Source organism: Streptomyces sp. Ag109_O5-1, assembly GCF_003814875.1.
GTDB classification, from domain to species: domain Bacteria; phylum Actinomycetota; class Actinomycetes; order Streptomycetales; family Streptomycetaceae; genus Streptomyces; species Streptomyces sasae.
Genome location: NZ_RKQF01000001.1, coordinates 10159258 through 10183595, shown reverse-complemented (window position 1 = coordinate 10183595; position 24338 = coordinate 10159258). Strand labels below are relative to the sequence as shown.

The window sequence follows — 24338 nt, the reverse complement described above, 5'->3', positions numbered from 1 at the left end:
CCCGCCCGTTTCACTCCTGGACCTTGCCGCCCGTGATACGCGAGATGGCGAGGGCGACCAGGATGATCAGGCCGTTGAGAGCGCCGATCCACTGCGCGGGAACGCCCGCCAGCGTGAGGACGTTCTGGATCATGAAGAGCAGCAGGATGCCGCAGAAGGCCCCGAACATGGTGCCCTTGCCACCGTTGAGGCTGATCCCGCCGATGACGGCGGCGGCGAAGACGGTGAAGATATAGCCGTTGCCCTGCGCAGAGGCCACCGAGGCCAGGCGTCCGGAGAGCAGCAGCCCGGCGAGGGCGGCGAGGACACTACCGGTGACGATAACGATCCACAGCACCCGGTCGGTGCGGATACCGGCCGCCTTCGCGGCGTCTACGTTGCCGCCGATGGCGTACAGCGAACGCCCGAAGCTGGTCCAGCCGAGCACCACGATCGCCACGGCGAACAGCACCAGGCAGACCCAGATCGACGCGGGCATCCCGAACCATTCGGCCGTGCCGAGGTAGAGCATCGACGGCGGCAGCTGGAAGAAGGTCTGGCCACCGGAGATGCCGGTGAGGACACCGCGCAGCACGATCAGCATGCCGAGGGTGACGATGAAGCCGTTGAGGCCGAAGCGGATGATCAGCAGGGCGTTGATCACGCCGACGAGCGCGCCCACGGCCAGGGTGACGGGAATCGACCACGCGCCGGGGAGCAGCCCGAGCCCGTGCCCCGCGCCTACCGGCACGACCAGCCAGGCCGCGACGCCGGGCGCGAGGCCCATGGTGGACTCCAGCGACAGGTCCATCTTCTTGACGATCAGGATCATCGTCTGGGCGAGGACCAGCAGGGCCATCTCGGACATGGTCTGCAGGACGTTGATGAGGTTGTCGGCCTGCAGGAACACCGGGTTGACGATCTGTCCGACGATCGCGATGACCACGATGGCCGGGACGAGCGCGAGGTCGCGCAGGCGGGCCAGGGGTATCCGGCCGCCGAGCAGCACGGTCCGCTTGGGCGCCGGCTCCGTGCCGCCCGCGGCGGCGGTGTCCGCGAGGACGGTTTCAGGCATCGAGGTCCACTCCTTCCATCGCCGCCACGAGGTCGTGGTCGTGCCAGCCGCGGGCGATCTCTGAGGTCACACGGCCCTGGAACATCACCAGGACCCGGTCGCACATGCGCAGGTCGTCGAGTTCGTCGGAGGCGATGAGCACTCCGGTGCCGGTGGCCGCGGTCTCCTCGACCTTGCCAAGGAGGAACTCCTTGGAGCGCACGTCCACTCCCGCGGTCGGGTTGATCAGGACCAGCAGCCGGGGGTCGTCGGCGAGGGCGCGGGCCATGACGACCTTCTGCTGGTTGCCTCCGGACAGGGCGGAGACGGGCAGGTCGGGGCCGGGAGTCTTGATCGCAAGGTTCTCGATCATGCCCTGGGCGAGCCGGTCCCGGCGGCTGCGGCTGAGGAAGCCGTTGGTGCCGAGCCTGCGGGGAACGGACAAGGTGGCGTTGTCCGCGATCGACATGCCGGGCACGAGGCCCTGGTGGTGCCGGTCCTGGGGGACGAACCCGGCGCCTGCGGCGAGCGCCGCGGGCACACTGCCCGGCCGGGGCCGGCTCCCGGCGATCTCCACCTCGCCCGCCGCTGCCGCCCGCAGTCCCACGACGGTCTCGGCGACCTCGGTACGACCGCTGCCGGCGGCCCCCGCGAGGCCGACGATCTCGCCGGCCCCGATCTGGAAGGTGACGTCGTCGTACGCGTCGCCCTGCAGATCGCGAACGTTCAGTGCGGCCGCGGCGCCGGAGTCGAGGGCGCTCGTGCGTTCCTCGCGCCGGTCGGCCGCCGCCTCGCCGGTCATGGCGGCGACGAGGTCGGTGCGAGGTAGTTCCGCGACCGGTGCGGTGACGATGTGCCGGGCGTCGCGGAACACCGTCACCATGTCGCAGATCTCGTAGATCTCCTGGAGATGGTGGCTGATGAACAGGAAGGTCACGCCCTGGCGTTGCAGGTCGCGGATGCGGTCGAAGAGCCGGTTGATGGCCGCCCCGTCGAGCTGGGCGGTCGGCTCGTCGAGGATGATGAACCTGGCCCCGAAGGACAGCGCGCGGGCGATCTCGACGAACTGCCGCTGCTCCACGCTCAGATCACCGGCCGGGGTCTGCGGGTCGACCTCCACCGACCAGGCCGACAGCAGGTCCTGTGCGCGGCGACGGGTGGCCTGCCAGCTGATGAGCCGGCTCTGTCCGTGGTCGTGCCGGTTCAGGAAGAGGTTCTCGGCGACGGTCAGCGTGGGGATGATCGTCGACTTCTGGTAGACGCAGGCCACGCGCCGGCGCCAGGCGTCACGGTCGCCGAGCCGGGGGGCCGGTTCGCCGCCGAAGGTCACCGTTCCCTCGTCGGGGGCCTGAAGACCGGTGATGACCGACACGAGGGTCGACTTGCCGGCTCCGTTGCGGCCGACCAGCGCGTGGGTCTCGCCGGGCCTGATGGTGATCCTGGCGCCGTTCAGGGCCATCGTGGGGCCGAATCGCTTGACTATGCCCGTCGCCTCGACGACGGGCGGGTCCGAGGGGGCCCGCCCGTCGTCCGCCGGGGCGGGCGCGGGGGTGACTGCTCGCTCCCCGTCGCTCATCTCAACCGCCTTGATCTTGTGGGCCGTTGTTCCGGAGGAAGGATCAGCCGAGGTTGTTGCCCCACAGCGACTTGTCGTCGCTCTTGACGCTGGGCACGCCGCCGTAGGTGGCGCCGTCGGAGGTGACGAGCGGGGCGGAGAGCTGGTCCTCGAGCACGCCCTCGCGCACCTGGATGATGGTGCTGTCGTGGTCGGTCTTGCCGGGCTTGAACGTCTTCCCGTCGATCGCGGCCTTGAGGTAGTACAGGGCGTACTTGGCGTAGAGGTCGGCCGGCTGGGAGACCGTGGCGTCGATCTTGCCCTCGGCGATGGACTTGAGCTCCTCGGGGATGCCGTCGTTGGACACGACGAACACGTGCTTCTCGTCCTTCGGGCCCACCAACAGGCCCTTCTGCTTGAGGACTTGGAGCGTGCCGGCGAGCGCGAAGCTGGATTCCATGTAGACGCCCTTGATGTCCGGGTTGGCCGTCAGGTCGGTCTGCAGCTTCTGGGCGGCTACGGCGCCGTCCCAGTTGGTGGCCTCGCCGAACACCTTGATGCCGGGGTAGTTCTTCTTCATGCAGTCGTTGAACGCCTCGGTGCGGTCACGGCCGTTGATGGAGTCCAGGCCGCCCTCCAGCATCACGACCTTGCCCTTGCCGGCGAGCTTGGTGCCCAGGTACTGGCAGGCCTTCTCGCCGTAGGCGCGGTTGTCGGCGCGCACGACCATGAACACCTTGCCGCTGTCCGGGCGGGTGTCGACGGTGACGACGGGGATCTTCTTCGCCTCCAGCTGCGCGAGGGTGGGCGCGATGGCGGCGGTGTCCTGCGGAGCCATGGCTATGCCCTTGACGCCCTGGCTGATGAACGTCTGCGCGTTGGCGGTTAGCTTGGCGACGTCGTTCTGCGAGTTGGTCGTCTTCAGGTCCAGGCCCAGTTCCTTGCCGTACTGGGGCGTGTACTTGATGTAGGAGTTCCAGAAGTCGGTGTCGGAGCGCGGATAGTCGACGCCGACCAGCGGCTTGTCACCTGACGACGCCGACGTGGTGGAGCCGCTGCTGCACGCACTGAGCAGAGTCAGTGCGGACAGGGCGGAGACAGCGGAACAGAGGGCGGTTCTGAGTCTCATCGGTGCTTCCTCGCGCCGGTCCCGTAGCGGGAGATGTTTCGCCTCGACGACAGCTGTGTATCGCCGTGCTGTAGAGATGGGATGTTTATAGGCGCGCCCGCGACCCCCTGTCTACCCCTGCGGTCGATAGATCTCCGTAATGCCAGCTCAAGAGTCACCCAGGATGAGCACGGGTGGGGCCAAGAAGACAAGATCCATCCCATCAATTGTCGCGTTCGGATCATCCAAATCGGTCACGACGTCCTGACAGACATGCCATGTTTAGCCAGTGATAAATCGCAGCAAATCGGCTTTAAGTATGTGCAACTTCCTTGCCATGCAGTGCTTTTCATCCCTGCACACTGGTTGACATCTCAGGGAGACATGGCCGACCTTCATGCGTAACAAGCGGCGCCCTGCATTCCCCCCTCCCCTTCTGCATCAGGGATGTCTCCATGTCGAGTTCGATCAACAGACGCCACTTCTTGGCCGGTGCGACCTGCGTCGCCGCTGCGGCCGTTGCCGGAGGTGTCTTCGGTGCCGGGATCGCCCAGGCGGCGCCCAGCACGTACACGCCCGACTGGAACTCGGTCGACCAGCACCCGCCGGCCCCGGAGTGGTTCCAGGACGCCAAGTTCGGCATCTACTTCCACTGGGGCGTCTTCAGCGTCCCCGCCTACGACAGCGAGTGGTACCCGCGCAACATGTACCAGGCGGGCAGCAACGCCAACAAGCACCACATCGCGACCTACGGCCAGCCCTCGGCATGGCCGTACCACAACTTCATCAACGGAGCGCAGGACCTGGCGGGCAACTTCGTGAAGTTCGCGCCGACGCTGAAGTCTGCCGGCGGGAACTTCGACCCCAACGAGTGGGCTCAGTTGTTCGTCGACGCGGGCGCCAGGTTCGCCGGCCCGGTCGCCGAGCACCACGACGGCTTCTCGATGTGGGACAGCCAGGTCAACGAGTGGAACTCGGTGAACAAGGGCCCGGGGCTGAACCTGCTGCAGCTCTTCTCCACGGCCATTCGCGCCAAGGGCCTCAAGCTGCTGGTCGCCATGCACCACGCGTACAACTTCAACGGCTACTACGAGTACGCCCCCGCCCAGACGGACCCGAGCCTGAAGAAGCTCTACGGACAGCTGGGCTCGGCCGCGGAGAACCAGCTCTGGTACGACAAGCTCAAGGAGGTCATCGACCGCGCCCAGCCCGACATCCTGTGGCAGGACTTCAAGCTGGACGCCATCGACGAGACCCAGCGCCTGAACTTCCTGTCGTACTACTACAACCAGGCCAACAGCTGGGGCCGTGAGGTCGTCGCCACCTACAAGGACGGCCTGAACAGCAAGGGCGAGGTCTTCGACTACGAGCGCGGCGGCCCGGCCGACATCACCACGCCGTACTGGCTGACCGACGACAGCATCTCCAGCTCCAGCTGGTGCTACACGCAGGGCATCGGTTACTACAGCATCCAGCAGATGCTGCACTCGTTCATCGACCGGGTCAGCAAGAACGGCAATATGCTGCTGAACATCGCGCCGATGGCCGACGGCACCATCCCCCAGGCGCAGAAGGACGTCCTGCTCGGCATAGGCGACCATCTGAAGCGTTTCGGCGAGTCGATCTACTCGACCCGCGCGTGGAGCGTGTACGGCGAGGGCCCGACGAAGATGGGCGGCGGCGCCTTCACCAATCCGACGGCCGGCACGGCGCAGGACATTCGCTTCACCCGCAACAAGGACAACAACGTCCTGTACGCCACCGTCCTGGGCTGGCCGGGCAGTTCGCTGACGATCAAGACACTCGGCTCGGGCAGCATCAACCTGTCGTCATTGACCTCGGTGAAACTTCTCGGCTCCAGCGCCGGCACCTACATCGACCTGCCGACGCCGACCCAGAGCGCCTCCGGCCTCACGGTCACCCTGCCGTCCTCCGCGCCGTACAGCGCCAACGCCTATGTCCTGAAGCTCTCCTTCTCCGGCACCATCCCGGCCATGACGCCGCTCGCCGGGGCCGCCGCCTTTGCGGACGTCAACTACACGGGCAGCTCCGCCACGTTCGCCCTCGGCGACTACACCGCGGCCGACCTGACCTCGGCGGGAGTGGGCGCGCGCAGCATCTCCTCCCTCCGGCCGGCCCCCGGCTACCAGGTGATCGGCTACTCAGCAGACAACTTCACCGGCACCGCCTGGACGTTCACCGCCGACAACCCCGACCTCAGAGTCACCGGCAACAACGATCAGATCACCTCGCTGAGGGTCCAGTTCAACCCGTCGACGTACTTCCGGCTCACCAACGTCACCGACGGTCTCGCCCTGGACAGCGGCGGCAACGTCGCCTCCGGATCGAACCTCAAGCAATGGACCTGGAACGGCAGCTCCAACCTCCAGTGGCAGGCGGTCGATGTGGGCGGCGGCTACTACAAGTTGGTCAACCGCGCCAACGGCATGGTCGCCGACGGCTGGGGCGCCACCACGGACGGCTCCGTAGCCCGACAGGCCGCCTGGAACGGCAGCAGCAACCAGCAGTGGAAGATCACCCCCCGGGGCGGCAACAGCTACTCGATCGCCAACCGCACCACCGGCCTGGTCCTCGACGGTGGCGGCAACGTCTCGTCGGGTTCCGTCACCAAGCAGTGGACGTACGGCAGCAGCTCCAACCTGCTGTGGTCCTTCACGGCCGTCTGATCCCTTTCCCCGCGAACCCCCGCCGCCGCCCGGATTCCGCTCCAAGTCGACCGGGTGGCGGTGGGTCACCACGACGACGGGTCACCGCTCCGCTCCCCCCGCGACCACGCACCGCCGACCGGACACAGGAGTCCTCTTGCCGGACAGCGCCATAGACCGCAGACGGTTCCTCACCGCAGCCGCACTGACCGCGGGGGCCGCGGCCCTGCCCGGCGGCCTGCTCCCGGGCAGGGCGGAGGCGGCCGTCCCTCCGCAGATCACCCTCCCCGAGCGCGGCATCCACGACACGTCCCCGGCCTCCTCCTGGACCGACGGCTTCCTCACCGGCAACGGCGAATACGGGGCCGTGCTGTATGGCGCTCCCGCCCTGGAGAAGGTGGTCTTCAACCACCACCGGCTGGTCCTACCGAACGGCACCCGTGACCTGACCCCGCCAGTGATCTCCGGCCGTCTGCAAGGCGCCCGCGACAAAGCACTCGCGGGTGACTACGCGGGCGCCAACCGGGACTTCGCCGCGGGCTGGTCGCTGCGATGGACGCAGGCCTACCACCCCGCGTACGAACTGCAGATCGACACGCCCGGCATGACCACGGTCAACGACTACGCACGGGTCACCGACTTCCGTACCGGCGAGGTGAGTTCGAGCTGGACGGATCCGTTCGGCACCTGGACCCGGCGGGCGTTCGTCTCCCGGGCCGACAAGGTGATCGTCCATGAGCTGACACCCGCTTCGGACCGTACCGTCGACACCACGCTGAGTGCCAACACCGCGCTCACCGGGGTTCCCAGCAACATGAGCTTCACCACGCGTGCCACCGTCACCGGCGGCTCCGGGTACCTGAATCTGCGCGGCACCTACCCCTCGGGGCAGGGCGCCTTCGGCTACGAGGGCGTCACCCGCGTCGTCGTCTCGGGCACCGGCGCCACGGTCACCGTCAACGGCTCCACAATCGTGGTGGCCAAGGCGGCCAAGGTACTGCTGCTGACGAAGCTGGGCCGCTACGAGTCGTCCACGGGCTGGGACTCCGAGCCGCTGCACACACAACTGGCCGCGCTCGGCACCGACTACGCCGCGCTGCTCTCGCGGCACACCGCCCTGCACACCCCTGTCTACGACCGCTCTCGCCTCGACCTGAACGTCCCGGACGCCGACCGGCAACTCTCCGCCAGTGAACTGATCGCCCGCCAGAACGCCGACCGCACGGTCATCGACACGGCGCTGCTGGAACGGCTCTACGACTCCGGCCGCTACCTCTTCCTCAGCTCCAGCGGCATCCTGCCGCCCCGCCTCACCGGCATCTGGGCCGGATCGTGGGGCGCCGCCTGGGCCGACGACTTCACCACCGACGCCAATGTCAACCTCCAGGTCGCGGGCGGCAACATCCTCGACCTGACCGAGCCCATGCAGGGCTACTTCGACCTGATCCTGGGCCAGCTCGACGACTGGCGCACCAACGCGAAGAACCTCTACGGAGCTCGCGGCTTCCTCGCCCCCTCCCGCACCGACGGCGAGTACGGCCACATGCTCCACTTCAACAACGGCGACTTCCCCGGCCAGTGCTGGACCGGCGGCGCCGACTGGCTGCTCCACCCGCTCCTGGAGTACTACCAGGTCACCGGCGACCAGGCGTTCCTACGCGACAAGCTCGGCCCCGCGCTGATGGAACTGGCCCTGTTCTACGAGGACTTCCTCACCCGCACCGACGCGAACGGCAAGGCGGTCTTCGTACCGTCCTTCTCGATGGAGAACGCCCCCCGCAACACCGGCGTGTACCTCTCGATCAACGCCACCGGCGACATCATGGCCGGCAAGCACGCCCTCCAGGCCGCCGTCGACGCGGCCAACACCCTCGGCGTCGAACAGGGCGGCGGCCAGGGCGTCGCCCGCTGGACGGCACTGCTGAAGAAGATCCCGGACTACCGCGTCAACGGCGACAACGCACTGGCCGAATGGTCCTGGCCGAGCCTCACCGACAACTACAACCACCGGCATGTCCAGCACCTGTACGGCGCCTGGCCACTGCACGAGATCAACCCCGAGAGCGCACCTTCCCTGGTCCGCCCGGCGCAGCGGGCCCTCGAACTGCGCGGCGACCAGAACGTCTCCGCGCACGGCAGCCTGCACCGGGCGCTGGCCTGGGCCCGGCTGAAGGACGGCGGACAGGTCTACGGCAACCTGCGGAAGGTCCTCGGCAACAACATGGTCTTCAAGTCGCTGATGACCTCCCACAACCCGAACCTCGACATCTACAACGCCGACGCCGCGAACACCATCCCCGGCGTGCTGGCCGAGGCCCTGATCTACAGCCGGCCCGGAGTGCTGGAGATCCTCCCCGCGCTGCCCGACCAGCTGCCGAAGGGCACGATCACCGGGGTACGGGCCCGAGGCCGGATCCGGATCCACAGCTTCGCCTGGGACCTGAACGCCCGGACCGCCACCCTGTCCGTCACCTCCGACGTCAGCCAGGACGTCACGCTGATCAGCCGCCGCGGCATGACCTCCGTGGCCACGACCGCGACCGTCACGCCCTCCTCGCTCGGCACCCACGCCAGGGAGGTCTCCCTGACCGCCGGGCAGCGCACCGACATCACCGTCTCCCTGCTCAGCGGCCTCTTCCGGCTCGAAAACCGGCGCAGCGGCAAGGTGCTCGACGTCACCGGCGGCAGTACGGCCGACGGCGCCGGCCTCATCCAGTGGGGCTGGTCCGGCAGCGAGAACCAGCAGTGGCGGCTCCAGCCCGACGCCGACGGCTCCTTCCGCCTCGTCGCCCGCCACAGCGGCAAGGTCGTCGACAGCCCCGGGGGCTCCGGACAGGGCGCCCAGCTCATCCAGTGGCCGGACGGCAACAGCGACAACCAGCACTGGAAGGTGGTCGACGCGGGCGGCGGATACGTCCGGCTCGTCAACGTCCGCAACGGCCTGTGCGCGGACGTCGAGGGCGGATCGGCGGCCGACGGCGCCAAGGTGATCCAGTGGCCTGCCGGAGACGGAACCAACCAGCAGTGGCGGCTGGTCGCCCTCTGACCGACCCCGCTCCGCGGTCGGCCGTTCTTCCGTGGAGCGAGCCCTTCAGCAGATCGCATGGTCGTCCACTTCGACCGACACGACCTCGCCGTGCGCAGCCGGCTCCGGCGTGCGCACGGCGAGGTCGTGTCGGTCGCACCGGTTTCCCGCCCGATCTGCTCGCCGTGCTGCACACCACCGGCCCGCAGCGCTTGCGCAACCTCCCGGCGGGCCGTTCCGGGGGACTCACCCCCGGGGTCCGTGAGCGCGGCGCCGGACAGGACCCGGCGACCGCACCTCCTCAACAATCCGAAAAAAATGTCGGCAACCTTTGCGCTTCCTGTGGCCACTGAACAGTGCACCGTCGACTCGACCATCCGAACGGACAGGCATGCAGACAGCAAGGCAGGCCGCGCGGCAGCGCAGGCGCAGACACAGGCAGCTGGTGGGCACCACGGTGGCGCTGGCCGCCGCGGGCGTCGTCACCGCCCTGGTCATGATGTTGCTCCCCGACCGCGGGACCGACGGGACGTCGGTCGCGGTCGCACGCGCCGCCGGCACCCCGGCGGGGGCCACGCCTGCGACAGCCACCCCGAGTTCCACGGGCACCCCGACCGCGACAGGCACACCGACAGCGACGGCCTCACCGACGTCGAAGGCTTCCGGAAACACCCGGTCGAAACGACCGTCGGGCACGTCCACCCCGCGGGCCGCACGAACGACGTCGACCACGGCAGTGTCGGCAGGGCGGATACGGCCCGGGAGCACCCACACAGGGGTCGCCACCGCCTACGAGGCCGGTGACGGAGACGGCGCCTGCGGGTTCGGCCCGAGCAGCGACATGATGATCGCGGCGATGAACACCACCGACTACGAGACGTCCAGGGCGTGCGGGGCGTACGTCCACGTCCGCGCGGCGAACGGCGCCTCCATCACGGTACGGATCACCAACGAGTGCCCCCTGCCCTGCGCACCCGGGCAACTCGACCTCAGCCAGCAGGCCTTCGCCAAACTCGCCGACCTCAAGGTCGGCCGGATCCCGATCACCTGGAGCCTGGTCAGCCCGAGCACGTCCCAGACGCTGTCCATCAGGTACAAGACCGGGTCCAGCCCCTACTGGTGCGGCATCCAGACGATCGGCCAACGCAATCCGGTGACGCGGCTGGAGGTCAGCACCGGGAGCGGTTGGCGGCAGTTGCCCCGCACCTCGTACAACTACTTCCTGTCCGCCGACGGCACTGGATGCGGCAGCACGATCAGGATCACGGACATCTACGGGGAACAGTTGACCGTCAGCGGGATCGCCCTGCGGCCGAACGTCGTGCAATCGACCCAGGTCCAGTTCGCCCGGCACTGATCGCGCGGCCGACCCGCGCCAACCGGACACCGGGACACACCCCCTCGTTCGCCATACCGAAGCCCTGCTGGTTCAGGAGTAGCTGACCCAGCAGGGCTTCGGCGCTCTGCGTTCCCGACAGAATCTGGGCTGCAAAGGCAGTTTGTCGAAGCGCATCGACAGCCCCCATCCACCCTGAGAAGCCGCCAACCAGCCGACAGTGAGCCAGGATAGGAAAGTTTCTTGGCGCATGGACTCTTTTTTCGCACGAAACTTCTCCGTTACCTTCGCCCGCGAGGTGAAGCGCTTCAACAACGCCCGAGGGCCCGCCCTGACGTCTCGTCAGAGAATCACTCGTCTCTCCATACCCAAGGAAGCCTCATGACGGCACGCAGCATCACCGACCGCCTGGGCGGCCTCGCGCACCCTGACGCGCTGCCGGTCTCACCGGAAGGCACCCGCCTGAGCCACGGCAGCCGCGACACCTACTGCCTCACCGGGCCCGCCTACCGCCGCGCGGCCGGCCGGATCGCGTCCGCCCTGGCCGAACGGTGCGGCGACCACCCCGCTCTCGCGCTGTGGCACGTGCACAACGAGTACGGCACGCTCTGCTGGTGCGACCACGCGGCGACCGCGTTCCGGGTGTGGCTGCGCGCCCGGCACGGCTCGCTGGCCGCCCTCAACGAGGCGTGGGGCACGGCCTTCTGGAGCCAGCGCTACAGCTCCTGGGAGCAGGTCCTTCCGCCGCGGGCCACCCAGCCTGAGTGGCCGGCTCCGGGTTCAAGGGCCAGAGCCGTCCTCCACCTTCTCGAAGAAGAACTCGTGCTTGAGGAAGGAGACGTCGTACTCGTGGCCGGGCTGGGGCGGCAGTAGTGGGGAGGCCTGGAACAGGCGCCACCCGTCGTGCAACGCGGCAAGCCCGGTGGCATAGGGCGGCTCGTCGCTGTCGCCGGTCGTCGGACGGGTACGGCCGGTACCGTCGTAGCGGGACCAGCCCACGACGTCGGAGTCCAGCGCCGACGTTGCGAGATAGAGGACCAGGACCTGCTGCCTCATGCGTGACTCCTCAGGGCCGGCCGGTTGCTGACGCGTGTGACCCAGTACTCGACATCGAACGAGTCGTCACCGGTCAGGGCCCGCCACAGCAGTACCCGGTTGTAGATCTCCAGTCGGGCCGTGGCCTGCTCGTACCAGGGGAAGTACGTGTTGAGTTCCGTGGTCACCGCGGGGTCGTGCAGGTCGGAGAGGTCCCACAGACGCACCTGCGGCACGGTGGGGTTGAGGCGGATTTTGTACATGTAGCGACGGCCCGCGGTGTCGTTGCGGCGGCCACTGTGCCAGATGCCGTGGTGCACGACAACGACCGTCCCCGCCGGGCAGGTCAGACGGGTCTGCCCCCTGAGGTTCTGGACCCGGCCGACGTCCGTCTCGTTGATCCTGCGCAGATGGCTTCCGGGCACACTGAGGGTGCCGCCCATCTCGGCGGTCACCTCGTGCGGGTAGTACATGAGCTGGATGTCGAACGCATCCGGCCGCACATCGATGATCGCGTCCCCGTGGAGCGGCTGCGCCTGTCCCTCGTGCGGCTCGCGCACATGAACCGCGTGGTGGTCGACGGTCGGCTCGGGGCCGACCAGGCTCTCGACAGCGCCTGCCACGACCGGCAGGGCGAGCAGCTCGTGGACGAAGGTGTCCGGCGCGAACGCCGCGCCCAGCGGAGTGCCGTAGGACACTCCCGGCAGACCCTCGGTCAAGGCCGCGACGGCCCGTTCATTGATCTCCTGCGGCACCACCCCGTCCAGGCGCAGAAATCCCTGCCCGACGAAGCGCGCCACCTGAACCGATGTCAGGAGTTGCTTGCTGGTTGACATGCGATGAACGTATGCGCCCCGCGCGGATCGGTCGTGGGCTGGAATCGCCCAGTGCTGGTATTTTTCCACCCTCGTGAAACACGTGACACTACGGCTCGACGAGTCGCCCACCGTGGTCAACGCAGGCGTCGGCGTGCACGGCGTCTCCACCGCCCACGACGTCTTCCGGCTGCCCGACCTGTGGCAGCTGCACCTCTACAACTACGAGGGTGCCCTGTCCCTCGGGCAGTCGGTCCACCCCATACGCCCCGGCCACGTCAGCCTGGTGCCGCCGAACACCGAGGTGCACTTTCACTACCGGGGCAGGTCGGAGCATCTCTACGTCCATCTACGGCTGCACGACGGCGGAACGGCGCGGGTGCTGCCGGTGATGCAGGACGCCGCAGCCGAGAGCACACGCCTGGCGGAGCTGCTCCGACACGCCGTGACGGCCATGCCGACTTGTCCCCGGCGAGCCACGGCCGAGGTCTGGACCGCTCTGTGGCGCATCGCCGAGTTGCCGAGGGGCGACGGAGCCGGGCGCCGCAACCCCTTCGTGGCCGCCGCACAGGCCTACGTCGAGGAACACCTGGCCGGCCCGTTGTCCGTACCGGACGTCGCACGTGCCGTCGGAATCTCCCACACCTACCTGACGCGAGTGTTCCGCGCGGAAACCGGCCTCACGGTCGTGTCGTACATCCGGCACCGACGCCTTCAACGCGCCCGCCACCTCCTGTTGTCCTCCACCCTGTCCATCACCGCCATAGCGGCGGCCGTGGGCATCGCCGATCTCCAGGCCTTCAACAAGGCCTGCCGCCGTGAACTCGGCGCGAGCCCGCGTGACGTACGAGCGGCTGCCCCTGCGGAGCCGGACGGCCCAGGACCGTAACCGGGGCCGGCGGACAGCTCCCTCATGCCCGGCGAGGCACATACGCGAAGCTGACCCTGACGGATCTGTTCGGCCCGAGCACCGCGTTCCCGGTGCAGGTCGCTGCATCGTCCCGCACCAGGCCGCCGCCGTCGTGGAACTCAGCCGCCACTCGGCGAGGCCGTGGCGCGCCGCCGCCCGCAACACCCACGACGTAACGGCCCATGTCGTGCTGGCGGAGCGATCAGCTGGGGTGCGCAGCCGGCTCGCCCGCATTCGCCCCGTCCGGGCCGAGCCACCACGCTGATCCATCCAGTCGAGGACCCGGCGAGCGTTTTGGTGCTCGCCGGGGCCCTCACGCCTGGTCACCCCGCTCTCCCGCACCCCGCGCCCGTTGCACGTTTCTGCGGGAAATCCCGGGAAATCGAGGGAACTAGCGGGAACTACTGACGGATACTCAGAACGTTTGCCCAGGTCAGTATCGGTGCAGGTCAGGCCCAGGATGCCACCGGAAGGAACGAACTGTCCCGCCGGAACAGGTCCGTGCCGTCCGAGATGTCGACGCGCAGTTGGTAGTTGTAGTGACGCAGGTAGTAACCCGGGTAGTTGTACGACTCGAAGCGCACCGAGCCGCTGGACGAACCCGGGCGGGCGATGAAGGTGGCGTCCTTGGCGAAGGTCGTCGTGCCGTCGTTGGCGTCGAAGCGGCCGCGGAAGTCGTAGTGGCGCAAGTAGTTGCCGGACGAGTCGCGGAAGGAGTAGCCGTTGGAGTCGGCCAGGCCCGCCACGACCGTGAAGGTGGCAGCCGTTTTGTCCGCCGAGGCGCTGGAGCTGGTCACGACCGGGAGGTTGAGGAGGGAGGACACCTCCTCCCAGTAGCAGGTGGTGTAGTTGACGGACTGGAAGGAGCGGGTCGCGTTCTTCGTCACCGAAGTGCCGCCCGAGATCGTCTCCTTGATCACGGTGAAGTGGCGGGCCGTGCCCGAGAGGGTCGCGAGCGCGGTCGGGGTGCTCCACGTGGCGAACGTGTCGTAGCTGTCGCTGTAGTAGTAGGTGCCGTCGCCGTAGCCGTCGAAGAAGATCCGCCAGCCGCCGTTGTCGAGCTGGATCACCGACGGGCCCTCGCGGTAGCTGCCCCAGCCGGCCCAGTCACCGGTCTTGGAGATGGTGTAGGGGCCCTTGAGGCTGGAGGCGGTGCCGTACTCGATGTACTTCGCGCTCTCGTTCTTCGTGAACGCGTGGTAGGTCGAGCCGACCTTCACGATGTACGTGTCGATGTGGTTGGAGCCGATGCCGGTCAGGGCGACCGGTGAACTCCAGCCGGTGAGTGCCGAGTTGCTCGCCGTCAGGACGTACGGTGTGAAGATCCACTCGTCGTCCGTCGTCGAGCAGGACACGATGACGTTGACGCTGCCGTCGCTGTCCACGAACCACTCCGGCGCCCAGGCGCGGGACAGGTTGGTGATCGGGATCGCGTAGTCGTACAGGAAGGTCCAGTTGACCCGGTCGGAGCTGCGGGCGAAGCCGATGGTGGTGCTCTCGTCCTCCCAGGTGTGGGTGGTGTAGGTGATGTAGTAATAACCGTCCGTGTGCTTGAAGACGCTGGCGTCGCGGATGCGGTTGCTGGGCGGGGTGTAGGCGGAGGACTGGAGGAGGCGGAAGTCCGTCGCGTCGTCGGACTGGTAGACGTTGACCGTGCCGTCGTCGCTGTTGAGGAACGGGACGATGGTGTAGCGCGTGGCGTAGCCGCTCGCGGGCGCGGCGGCCTCGGCCGTGCCGAGCAGTCCGGGCAGTTCGCCCAGGACCAGGGCCGACGCGGGCAGGGCGGCCAGCGCGCGGAGCAGGGTGCGGCGGGACGGGGTGGGGGGACGTGTGGTCACGGCGGCTCTCCCGGTGGCTCGTGCGGACGCGGACGCAGCGGCGCGTCCGGTATTTCGAACTGGGTTCGATAAGTCGCGCAGAAAGTAAGAGGAACGGCAGGTTCACGTCAATGCTTTGGGTGGGACTCGGGCGCAGCTGAACACCGGCTGTGCGAAACCTGTACTACGGGAGCCGGATCGACGTTACCCTCCGGTAGACGCAGCGCCGCCGAAGGTGGGTCCTCCATGTCCTACGACCGTTCCGCGGGCCTCGCCGCGTCCGTACGCGCCCTGGCCGACAGGGAATTGACATCTCGCCAGCTGGTCGAGGCATGCCTGGCGCGGATCGAGGCCACCCAGGGTTCCCTCAACGCCTTCCGGATCGTGCGCACTTCGGCCGCGCTCGCCGAAGCGGACGCCGCAGACCGGGAGTTGGCCGCCGGAGTGCGCCGCCCGCTGCTCGGGGTGCCGGTAGCGGTGAAGGACGACATGGACGTGGCCGGCGAGCCGACCGCATTCGGCTGCCGGGGCGACTTCCCGCCGGTGCGCGAGGACGGGGAAGCCGTGCGACGGCTGCGCGCGGCCGGGGCGGTGATCATCGGCAAGACCAACACCTGCGAGCTGGGGCAGTGGCCGTTCACGGAGGGGCCGGCCTTCGGCGACACGCGCAACCCATGGCACCCCGGGCACACCCCGGGCGGGTCCTCGGGCGGGTCCGCGGCCGCCGTCGCGGCGGGGCTCGTACCGGCCGCGCTCGGCTCCGACGGCGCCGGCTCCGTGCGCATACCGGCGTCCTGGACGCATCTGATCGGCATCAAACCGCAGCGCGGCCGTATCTCCACCTGGCCGCGCGGCGAGTCCTTCCAGGGCATCACGGTCAACGGCACCCTGGCCCGCACGGTCGCAGACGCGGCCCTGCTGCTGGACGCGGCGAGCGGGAACCACCCCGAGGATCCGCACCGGCCGGCCGAGTTGACGCTCGCCAAGGCAGTGGGCCGGGACCCCGGCCGGCTGCGTATCGCGCTCTCCCTCAAACCGCCGTTCACCGCGCTGCCCGCCCGCCTGGAGCCGGACGTACGCGCCCGGGTCGTCGAACTGGCCGAGAAGTTGGCCTCGTTGGGCCATACCGTCGAGGCGGCGGACCCGCCCTACGGCCAGATCGGGCTCACCTTCATGCCCCGCGCCACGGTCGGGATCGCCGAACGCGTCCGCGAGGCACCGCATCCCGGCCTGCTCGACAGGCGCACCCTGGAGGCGGCCCGCCTCGGCCGGCTGCTCGGCGGGGCCCCGCTGCGGGCCGCCCGGCGCGCGGAGGCCGGTCTGCAGCGGCGGATCGGCTCCTTCTTCACGTCGTACGACGTGATCCTCGCGCCGACCACCGCCGCTCCCCCGCCCCCCATCGGCGCGATGCTGGGCCTCGGCCAGTTCGCCACCGACCGGGCCATGATCGCCGCCTGCCCCTACGCCTGGCCGTGGAACGTGCTCGGGTGGCCGGGGGTCAACGTGCCCGCCGGGTTCGTCGGCGACGGGCTGCCGGTGGGCGCGCAAGTGCTCGGCCCGGCGAACAGCGAGCCACTGCTCGTCTCGGTCGCCGCGGAGCTGGAGTCGGAACTGCGCTGGCACGAACTCTGGCCGCCGCACACCGTGACCGCCGACTCCCCGGCCGCATAGCAGCGGGCGACCCACGCAGAAGGTCCGGTGCAGCAGGACGGCGAGCAGCCGTGTCCGGCTCCGCGGCCCCCGTGCGCCGAGGCGGCGCCGAGACCCGCAGAGAACAGCCGTTTCACTCGCGCGCGTTGAGCCGCTCCAGCAGACCGAGCAGTGTCGCCCGCTCCCTCGCCGACAGCCCGGCGAAGCAGTCGGCGAGCACCTCGTCGGCCACTCCCTGCCCGGCCGCCAGCATCCGCTCGCCCTCGGGGGTGAGGTGGTGCTGGATGCGCCGCCCGTGGCCCGGTCGCCGTTCCACCAGGCCCTGTGCGGTCAGCCGGCCCACCAGCGTGCCGAAGGCCTGCTCGCTCTGGAAGGTGGCCGCGGCCAGTTCGCGTGCCGAGGCGCCCGGCGTCCGGTCGATCGCGCGCAGCGCGTCCCACTGCGCGAGGGTGGTGCCGACGGCCGAGAGCGCGCTGTCCAGCGCCCGGTGCTGCCGGTACTGGGTCTGTTTGACCGCTCTTCCGAGAACTTGCAGGTCATCGTGCATGGGGTCAGCCTAACCGATGACTAAGCTTGTTTATATAAACATCCTTAGTTAGATTGTGCGGCATGACGCAGAACCGCATCGCCCACGTGTATCCCGACCTCCCGCTCTCCCTCACCGAGGCCGGCACCGGCCGCCCGGTGCTCGTCCTCCACGGAGGCGGCGGCCCCGCCACGGTCGCCGCCCTGGCCGCCCGGCTCGCCGAGTCGGCCCGCACCATCACCCCGGTCCACCCCGGCTGGGACGGAACACCGCGCCCGGACTGGCTCACGAGTGTCGACGACCTCGCCGTGGCCTACCTCCACCTGCTCCAGGACAGCGAGTTGAGCGATGTGCTGATCGTCGGCTCCTCGCTCGGCGGCCGGCTCGCCGCCGAGATGGCCGTACGGGACACCGCGGGGGTGATCACCGGCCTGGTGCTCGTCAACGCGGTCGGCGCGGACATCGAGGGCGAGCCGGTCACGGACTTCTTCGCACTGGATCCGCGCTCCGCCGCCGAGCACTCCTGGCACGACCCGGACCGCTTCTACGTCGACCCCGCCACCCTGCCCGCCGCCGAACTCGCCCGCCGCCAGGCCAACATGGCGACCATGCGGCTCCTCACCGACGGCGGGCGCATGTCGGATCCGAAGCTGCTGCCACGGCTGGGACGCGTACGGCAGCCCGCACTGCTGGTGTGGGGAGCGAGCGACCGTATCGTCACCCCCGCCTACGGAGCCGCCTTCGCGAAGGCCTTCCCGCAGGGCCGGTTCGAGCTGATCGCGGAAGCCGGTCACCTTCCGCAGCTCGAACGCCCCGATGTCACTGCCGAGTTGATCGAGGGGGAACTGCGCAGTACCGGGACCCCGCCTGTTCTCGCAGGCTGAGGCCCCTTAGGGTGCCCTGGTGACTGCGTTTACCGACGACGAGAACGTCCCCGGCCGTTACGGCCCCACCGCGACCACCGAGGCCGACCCGCGCGAGGTCGGCAAGGTGCGCACCGAGTATGCGCCCGCCCACGACGGCGACCCGGACCCCGGCGAGATCGTGTGGACCTGGGTGCCCTTCGAGGAGAACGACGGGCGGGGCAAGGACCGGCCGGTGCTGGTCGTCGCCCGCGAGGCGGCCGGCACCCTGCTCGCCGTGCAGCTGTCCAGCAAGCGGCACGACAACGACCGCGAGTGGGTGGCGATCGGCAGCGGGCCGTGGGACAGGACCGGGCGCGACTCCTGGGTGGACGTGGACCGCGTCCTGCGACTGCACGAGGACGGCATGCGCCGTGAGGCGTGCGCGCTGGACCGGGGCCGCTTCAACCTCGTACGCAACCGGCTGCACGAGCGCTACGGCTGGAAGTGACGCGTCAGCCCGCCGCCGAGGTCTGAAACACCTCGGCGAAGGCCGCCCTGACCACCGATCCCGGCGTGCGGTCCAAGACCCCGAACACCACGTGCTCGAAGGTCCGCCCGAACCGTCCGCCGGGGCCGAGCAGCCCCCGGAAGGCCCCCGCGACCTGCGCGGGGTCGTTCTGGAACACCCCGCAGCCCCAGGCGCCGAGGACCAGCCGCCGGTAGCCCTGGGCCGCGGCCACCTCCAGCACCCGCTCGGCCCGTACGGCGAGGGCCGCGGGCAGCTCCGCGACCCGCTCCGGGGCCGTACGGCGGATCACGCCCGCGTTGGGCGCGGCGGCGGTGAGAAAGCCCGCGAGGTAGGGCTCGGCCAGCAGGCCGCCGCGGTCGTCACGGAAGACCGGGACGGCCGGCGAGTGGATCACACGGTCCGAGTAGAACGGGTCGCGGTGGGCGCGGTGGTGGTCGTAGAAGACGCGGGCACGCAGTTGGCAGGCGTACAGCGCGGAGGCGCGGCAGAGGGCCTCCTCCTGCGCCTGGGCGCCGTTCAGATAGCCGCCGCCCGGGTTGCGGGCCGAGGCGAAGTTCAGGACGGCCACCGGCGCGCCGGCCAGTCGGCGGGCGGCCTCCAGGCTGCTCTCGCCGGTGACCTCGAAGACAGTGTCCAGGTCCGCATCGGGCGCGACCGGCACCGGCTGCGGCCCGTACATCCGTGTGGCGTCCTGTGCGGCCGCGATATCGGCGGCCAGGTGGATTTCCCGGCCGTCCGGCGCTCGATAGCCCCCCGCCGCCACGATCTGTTCGGTCTGCTGGGCGATTCCGCGCAGGCGCGCGCTCATGGCGCCACCCCCGTGGACGCCATGACCGCGCCCCGCGCGGCCTCCCCCGTCGTGCTCATGTACGCATCCTGGGCGATGCTGGTGATGCCACGCAACGGAGTTTCCTGCACCCAAAACGGCCGGAAACACGCAAGGAAGCAGAGGTTACCGATCTAGAACGTCCCCTTGGGCACTCTTGTGCGAATGGACGCGAAGGTCTTGGGTGGAACGGACGATGCCGTCCCGTGACCGACCAAGGCCGGGGCGGCGGCATGGTGGAATCTCAGGAGGATCCCGACATGTCCGACTCGATATCCGACGGCGGCGACTGTACCGACGGGCCGGTGAAGACCGACTTCTCGGACGACCGCACCGCTGTCACCGAAGCCGAGGTGGAAGCCCTGGTCAAGGGCATCTGCTTCAAGACCGGACCGCCCCGCACGGTCGGGGTCGAAGTGGAATGGCTGGTCCACGAGCTGCGGCAGCCGCAGCTCCCGGTGACATCCGAACGACTCGAAGCGGCCTACGCCGCACTGCGCACGGTGCCCCTGGGGTCGGCGCTCACCGTCGAACCCGGCGGCCAGCTGGAGCTCAGCTCGCCGCCCGCCGCCTCCCTGATGGAGTGCATCGGCACCGTCTCCGCCGACCTGGACGCCGTCCGTACGGTTCTCGCAGAGCGGGACCTCGGTCTCATGGGCGTCGGTCACGATCCCTGGCACACACCCCGCCGCTTCCTGCGCGAACCGCGCTACGAGGCGATGGAGAGGTGCCTGGACCGCACCGGCACCGCGGGCCGCCACATGATGTGCACCTCGGCCTCCGTGCAGGTCTGCCTGGACGCCGGCCACGAGGAGCCCGGCCCGCTGGGGCACACCCGCCGCTGGTGGCTGGCCCATCAGCTGGGCCCCGTCCTGGTGGCCGCCTTCGCCAACTCACCCCTGGTGGGCGCCCGGCCCACCGGCTGGCTGTCCACCCGACAGCTGCTGTGGATGGAGATCGGCTCGGGCCGTGCGGGCGCGCCCCCGCTGGACGGCGACCCCCGGGCATCCTGGGCCCGGCATGTCCTGGACGCCCCGGTGATGTGCGTACGGCGGGACACCGGTCCCTGGGAGGTGCCCGACGGGCTGACCTTCCGGGAGTGGACCCGGTCGGGCGTGCCCACCAGGGAGGATCTCGACTACCACCTCACCACGCTGTTCCCGCCGGTCAGGCCGCGCGGCCATCTGGAGCTGCGGATGATCGACGCGCAGCCCGGTGACGACGGGTGGATCGTGCCGCTGGCGGTGACGGTGGCGCTGTTCGACGACCCGGAGGCCGCCGAGACCGCGTACCGGACGGTGAAACCGCTGGCCGAGCGAGCCATGTCGCTGCCCGCCCCGCACAATCCGCTGTGGCTCGACGCCGCCCGCTCCGGGCTCGGGGATCCGGAGCTGCACGAGGCCGCCGTCGTCTGTTTCGCGGCGGCGGTGGAGGCCCTGCCCCGGCTCGGCGCGACCCCCGAGGTCGTGGCCGCCGTGACGGAGTACCTGGACCGGTACGTCCGCCAGGGCCGCTGCCCGGCCGACGACCTGCTGGACCGACTGCGCGGCACGGCCGCTCGCGCCCAGGGGAAGGACATCAGCGCATGACCGAGACCGAGACCGACATCGATATCGAGACTCTGCGTGAGCGGGCACTCAAGTCCCTGACCACGGCCCGCGACCGCACCACGCTCCTGACCAGCTGCGTGGAGGAGCCCGATCTCACCGCCCAGCACTCCCCCCTGATGTCGCCGCTGGTCTGGGACCTCGCGCACATCGGCAACCAGGAGGAGCTCTGGCTGCTGCGCAACGTCGGCGGCCGGGAGCCGATGCGCCCTGAGATCGACACCCTGTACGACGCCTTCGAGCACCCGCGTTCCGAGCGGCCCTCGCTGCCGCTGCTGCCGCCCGCCGAGGCCCGGCAGTACGCGGCGGAGGTGCGCGGCCGGGCGTTCGACCTGCTGGAGAGCACGGCGTTCAGCGGCACCCGGCTGACGGAGGCGGGCTTCGCCTTCGGGATGATCGCGCAGCACGAACAGCAGCACGACGAGACGATGCTGATCACCCATCAGCTGCGCAAGGGCCCCCAGGCCCTCACCGCCCCCGACCCGGACCCGGCGCCGCCGTTCACCGGTCCGGCCGAAGTCCTGGTCCCCGGCGGCCCGTTCACCATGGGCACCTCCACCGAGCCCTGGGCGCTGGACAACGAACGCCCGGCGCACCGGCGGGAGGTGGCCGCCTACTGGATCGACACCACCCCGGTGACCAACGGCCGGTACCTCGCGTTCATCGAGGACGGCGGCTACGAGAACGAGCGCTGGTGGACGCCGGAGGGCTGGGCCCACATCCGCAAGCACTCCATCTCGGCGCCGCAGTTCTGGCACCGGGAGGGCGGCCAGTGGCTGCGCCGCCGGTTCGGGGTCACCGAGGTCGTGCCGCCCGAGGAGCCGGTGCTGCACGTGTGCTGGTACGAGGCGGACGCCTACGCCCGCTGGGCCGGGCGCCGGCTGCCCACCGAGGCCGAGTGGGAGAAGGCCGCCCGGCACCACCCCGGCGAGAACCGCTCGCGCCGCTACCCGTGGGGCGACGCCGACCCCGCCCCGGCCCACGCCAACCTCGGCCAGCGTCATCTGCGCCCGGCCCCGGCGGGCAGCTACCCCGAGGGCGAATCACCCCTGGGGGTGCGGCAGTTGATCGGCGACGTGTGGGAGTGGACGTCGAGCGACTTCCTCCCCTACCCCGGCTTCACCGCCTTCCCCTACAAGGAGTACTCGGAGGTGTTCTTCGGCCCCGAGTACAAGGTGCTGCGCGGCGGTTCGTTTGCCGTGGACCAGGTGGCCTGCCGGGGGACGTTCCGCAACTGGGACTACCCGATCCGGCGGCAGATCTTCTCCGGCTTCCGCACCGCCCGTTCCGCGGAGACCGTCTGATGTGCCGTCATCTGGCCTGCCTGGGACCCGAGGAGCCGCTCGGCCGGCTCCTCGTGGAGCCCGCGCACTCCCTCTTCCGGCAGTCGTGGGCACCCCGGCGGCAGCGGTACGGCACGGTCAACGCCGATGGCTTCGGGGTCGGTTGGTACGCCCCGGAGGATCCGCGGCCGGCCCGGTACCGGCGGGCGGTGCCGATCTGGGCCGACCCGTCCTTCGCCGACCTGGCCCGGGTCGTCCGCACCGGCGCGCTGCTGGCCGCCGTACGGGACGCCACCCTGGCGGGTGCGGACGGGGAGGCCGCGGCGGCGCCGTTCGCCGCGGGCCGCTGGCTGTTCAGCCACAACGGGGCGATTCCCGGCTGGCCGCAGTCCGTGGCACCCCTGGTCCCCCTGCTGCCCCCGGTCGACCTGCTGTCCATGGAGGCGCGCTCCGACTCGGCGTTCGTCTGGGCGCTGGCCCTGCACCGGCTGCGATCCGGCACCGAACCGGGCCCAGCCCTCGCCGAAACGGTTCTCCAGATCGCCGAGGCGGCTCCGGCCGCCCGTCTCAACCTCCTCCTCACCGACGGCGCGACCATCGCCGCCACCACCTGGGGCGACAGCCTCTTCCACCTCTCGGAACCCGGCCGCACCGTCGTCGCCTCCGAGCCGTACGACGACGACCCGCGCTGGCGGGAGGTCCCCGACCGCACGCTGCTCACCGCGAGCCGCGCGGGCGTCGTACTCACCCCCATCGAGCTCGCCCCGGCCGAGGACCTGGCATCCGTATCTCCTAAGGAGCCCTGTACGTGAGCCCCCTCCGTGTCACCCGCACCCTTCCCGAGGACGCCACGGACGCCGCGCTGCGCGCCGATGTCCTGAACGGCCTCACCGCCACCCCCAAGACGCTGCCGCCGAAGTGGTTCTACGACGCCCGCGGCAGCGAGCTCTTCGAGGAGATCACCGAACTGCCCGAGTACTACCCGACCCGGGCCGAGCGCGAGATCCTGCTCGCCCGGTCCGGTGAGATCGCCGCCGCGAGCGGTGCCCGCACCCTGGTGGAGCTGGGCTCGGGCTCCTCCGAGAAGACCCGTCTGCTGATCGACGCGCTCACCGGTCTCGAGGTGTACGTCCCGGTCGACGTCAGCGAGAGCGCGCTGACGCAGGCCGGGCAGGTGCTCATCGAGGAGCGCCCGTGGCTGACCGTGCACGCCCTGATCGCCGACTTCACCGGCCGGATGGAACTGCCGGAAACGCCGGGACCGCGGTTGCTGGCCTTCCTCGGCGGCACGATCGGCAATCTGCTCCCGGCCGAGCGGGCCAGGTTCCTGGCCTCGATCCGGCGTCTCCTCGCGCCCGGCGACACGCTCCTGCTCGGCACCGACCTGGTCAAGGACGAGGAGGTCCTGGTCCGGGCGTACGACGACGCGGCCGGGGTGACGGCCGAGTTCAACAAGAACGTCCTGGCCGTCGTCGACCGTGAGCTGGACGCCGACTTCAACCCGGACTCCTTCGACCACGTCGCCCTGTGGGACGCGGACAACGAATGGATCGAGATGCGGCTGCGCTCGCGGGTCGCGCAGACCGTGAAAGTCCCGGCGCTCGATCTGGCCGTGGACTTCGCGGCGGGCGAGGAACTGCGCACCGAGGTGTCGGCGAAGTTCCGGCGGGCCGGAGTGACCGCCGAACTGGCGGCCACCGGACTGGAGTTGACCAACTGGTGGACCGACTCGCAGGGCCGCTTCGCGCTGTCCCTGAGTATGGCCCGCTGAG

19 protein-coding genes and 1 pseudogene are annotated in these 24338 nt (G+C 69.7%); 12 read left to right on the top strand and 8 right to left on the bottom strand.

Annotation, left to right across the window (positions count from 1 at the left end):
• Positions 1-10: 10 nt before the first annotated feature.
• From EDD90_RS46430 to EDD90_RS46420, 3 genes are read right to left on the bottom strand one after another with little or no spacing between them, the layout of a single operon-like run.
• Positions 11-1054 carry an ABC transporter permease gene (locus tag EDD90_RS46430; protein ID WP_123979050.1) on the bottom strand — a complete coding sequence of 348 codons (1044 nt, stop codon included), beginning with the start codon at positions 1052-1054 and terminating at the stop codon, positions 11-13.
• Entirely contained in the window at positions 1047-2609 is a 1563-nt protein-coding gene (locus tag EDD90_RS46425; protein ID WP_123979049.1) for a sugar ABC transporter ATP-binding protein, read from the bottom strand. The genes EDD90_RS46430 and EDD90_RS46425 overlap by 8 nt, the downstream gene beginning before the upstream one ends.
• 43 nt (positions 2610-2652) lie before the next feature.
• The gene (locus EDD90_RS46420) at positions 2653-3717 is read right to left on the bottom strand and encodes a sugar ABC transporter substrate-binding protein (RefSeq protein WP_123979048.1); all 1065 of its coding nucleotides are present in this window, start codon (positions 3715-3717) and stop codon (positions 2653-2655) included.
• A gap of 434 nt (positions 3718-4151) precedes the next feature.
• On the opposite strand from EDD90_RS46420, the gene EDD90_RS46415 reads away from it, so the two are divergent.
• The 4 genes and pseudogenes from EDD90_RS46415 to EDD90_RS46400 form a co-directional block, all read left to right on the top strand.
• Entirely contained in the window at positions 4152-6383 is a 2232-nt protein-coding gene (locus tag EDD90_RS46415) for an alpha-L-fucosidase (RefSeq protein WP_123979047.1), read from the top strand.
• A 136-nt stretch (positions 6384-6519) separates the two neighbouring features.
• Positions 6520-9408, top strand: coding sequence for a glycosyl hydrolase family 95 catalytic domain-containing protein (locus EDD90_RS46410; protein WP_123979046.1), 2889 nt, complete (start codon positions 6520-6522; stop codon positions 9406-9408).
• Positions 9409-9778: 370 nt separating this feature from the next.
• Complete coding sequence (locus tag EDD90_RS46405; protein WP_123979045.1) at positions 9779-10744, top strand: expansin EXLX1 family cellulose-binding protein; 966 nt, start codon at positions 9779-9781, stop codon at positions 10742-10744.
• A 396-nt stretch (positions 10745-11140) separates the two neighbouring features.
• Positions 11141-11482: pseudogene (locus EDD90_RS46400) on the top strand (beta-galactosidase); the annotation flags it as partial.
• 21 nt (positions 11483-11503) lie between these two features.
• Here the strand turns inward: EDD90_RS46400 and EDD90_RS46395 are convergent.
• Together EDD90_RS46395 and EDD90_RS46390 are read right to left on the bottom strand one after the other, a co-directional pair.
• Positions 11504-11779: a hypothetical protein gene (locus EDD90_RS46395; protein ID WP_123979044.1), complete on the bottom strand. Its 276-nt coding sequence runs from the start codon at positions 11777-11779 to the stop codon at positions 11504-11506.
• Positions 11776-12594: a phytanoyl-CoA dioxygenase family protein gene (locus tag EDD90_RS46390; RefSeq protein ID WP_185149462.1), complete on the bottom strand. Its 819-nt coding sequence runs from the start codon at positions 12592-12594 to the stop codon at positions 11776-11778. The genes EDD90_RS46395 and EDD90_RS46390 overlap by 4 nt, the downstream gene beginning before the upstream one ends.
• 82 nt (positions 12595-12676) lie before the next feature.
• Here EDD90_RS46390 and EDD90_RS46385 point away from each other — a divergent pair, with 82 nt between their 5' ends.
• The gene (locus tag EDD90_RS46385) at positions 12677-13462 is read left to right on the top strand and encodes an AraC family transcriptional regulator (RefSeq protein WP_123982334.1); all 786 of its coding nucleotides are present in this window, start codon (positions 12677-12679) and stop codon (positions 13460-13462) included.
• 470 nt (positions 13463-13932) lie between these two features.
• On the opposite strand, the gene EDD90_RS46380 is transcribed toward EDD90_RS46385, so the two are convergent.
• Positions 13933-15321, bottom strand: coding sequence for a glycoside hydrolase family 43 protein (locus tag EDD90_RS46380; RefSeq protein WP_123979043.1), 1389 nt, complete (start codon positions 15319-15321; stop codon positions 13933-13935).
• Positions 15322-15546: 225 nt separating this feature from the next.
• Here EDD90_RS46380 and EDD90_RS46375 point away from each other — a divergent pair, with 225 nt between their 5' ends.
• Entirely contained in the window at positions 15547-16971 is a 1425-nt protein-coding gene (locus tag EDD90_RS46375; protein ID WP_123979042.1) for an amidase, read from the top strand.
• 112 nt (positions 16972-17083) lie between these two features.
• On the opposite strand, the gene EDD90_RS46370 is transcribed toward EDD90_RS46375, so the two are convergent.
• Complete coding sequence (locus EDD90_RS46370; protein WP_123979041.1) at positions 17084-17497, bottom strand: MarR family winged helix-turn-helix transcriptional regulator; 414 nt, start codon at positions 17495-17497, stop codon at positions 17084-17086.
• A 62-nt stretch (positions 17498-17559) separates the two neighbouring features.
• On the opposite strand from EDD90_RS46370, the gene EDD90_RS46365 reads away from it, so the two are divergent.
• Both EDD90_RS46365 and EDD90_RS46360 read left to right on the top strand, forming a co-directional pair.
• Positions 17560-18360: an alpha/beta fold hydrolase gene (locus tag EDD90_RS46365; RefSeq protein ID WP_123979040.1), complete on the top strand. Its 801-nt coding sequence runs from the start codon at positions 17560-17562 to the stop codon at positions 18358-18360.
• Between the two features lie 19 nt (positions 18361-18379).
• Positions 18380-18829 (top strand): type II toxin-antitoxin system PemK/MazF family toxin, encoded by a 450-nt coding sequence (locus EDD90_RS46360; RefSeq protein ID WP_123979039.1) that lies wholly within the window; start codon positions 18380-18382, stop codon positions 18827-18829.
• Positions 18830-18833: 4 nt separating this feature from the next.
• Here the strand turns inward: EDD90_RS46360 and EDD90_RS46355 are convergent, their stop codons facing one another.
• On the bottom strand, positions 18834-19658 hold the full coding sequence (locus EDD90_RS46355) for a TIGR02452 family protein (protein ID WP_185149460.1): 825 nt from the start codon (positions 19656-19658) through the stop codon (positions 18834-18836).
• 278 nt (positions 19659-19936) lie between these two features.
• On the opposite strand from EDD90_RS46355, the gene egtA reads away from it, so the two are divergent.
• From egtA to egtD, 4 genes are read left to right on the top strand one after another with little or no spacing between them, the layout of a single operon-like run.
• A complete protein-coding gene (gene egtA, locus EDD90_RS46350; protein ID WP_123979037.1) occupies positions 19937-21265 on the top strand; it encodes an ergothioneine biosynthesis glutamate--cysteine ligase EgtA in 1329 nt (442 codons plus the stop codon).
• Complete coding sequence (egtB, locus tag EDD90_RS46345; RefSeq protein WP_123979036.1) at positions 21262-22587, top strand: ergothioneine biosynthesis protein EgtB; 1326 nt, start codon at positions 21262-21264, stop codon at positions 22585-22587. Before egtA ends, egtB begins: the two co-directional genes overlap by 4 nt.
• Positions 22587-23378 carry an ergothioneine biosynthesis protein EgtC gene (egtC, locus tag EDD90_RS46340; RefSeq protein ID WP_123979035.1) on the top strand — a complete coding sequence of 264 codons (792 nt, stop codon included), beginning with the start codon at positions 22587-22589 and terminating at the stop codon, positions 23376-23378. Before egtB ends, egtC begins: the two co-directional genes overlap by 1 nt.
• On the top strand, positions 23375-24337 hold the full coding sequence (gene egtD, locus EDD90_RS46335; RefSeq protein ID WP_123979034.1) for an L-histidine N(alpha)-methyltransferase: 963 nt from the start codon (positions 23375-23377) through the stop codon (positions 24335-24337). The genes egtC and egtD overlap by 4 nt, the downstream gene beginning before the upstream one ends.
• Position 24338: the final 1 nt, after the last annotated feature.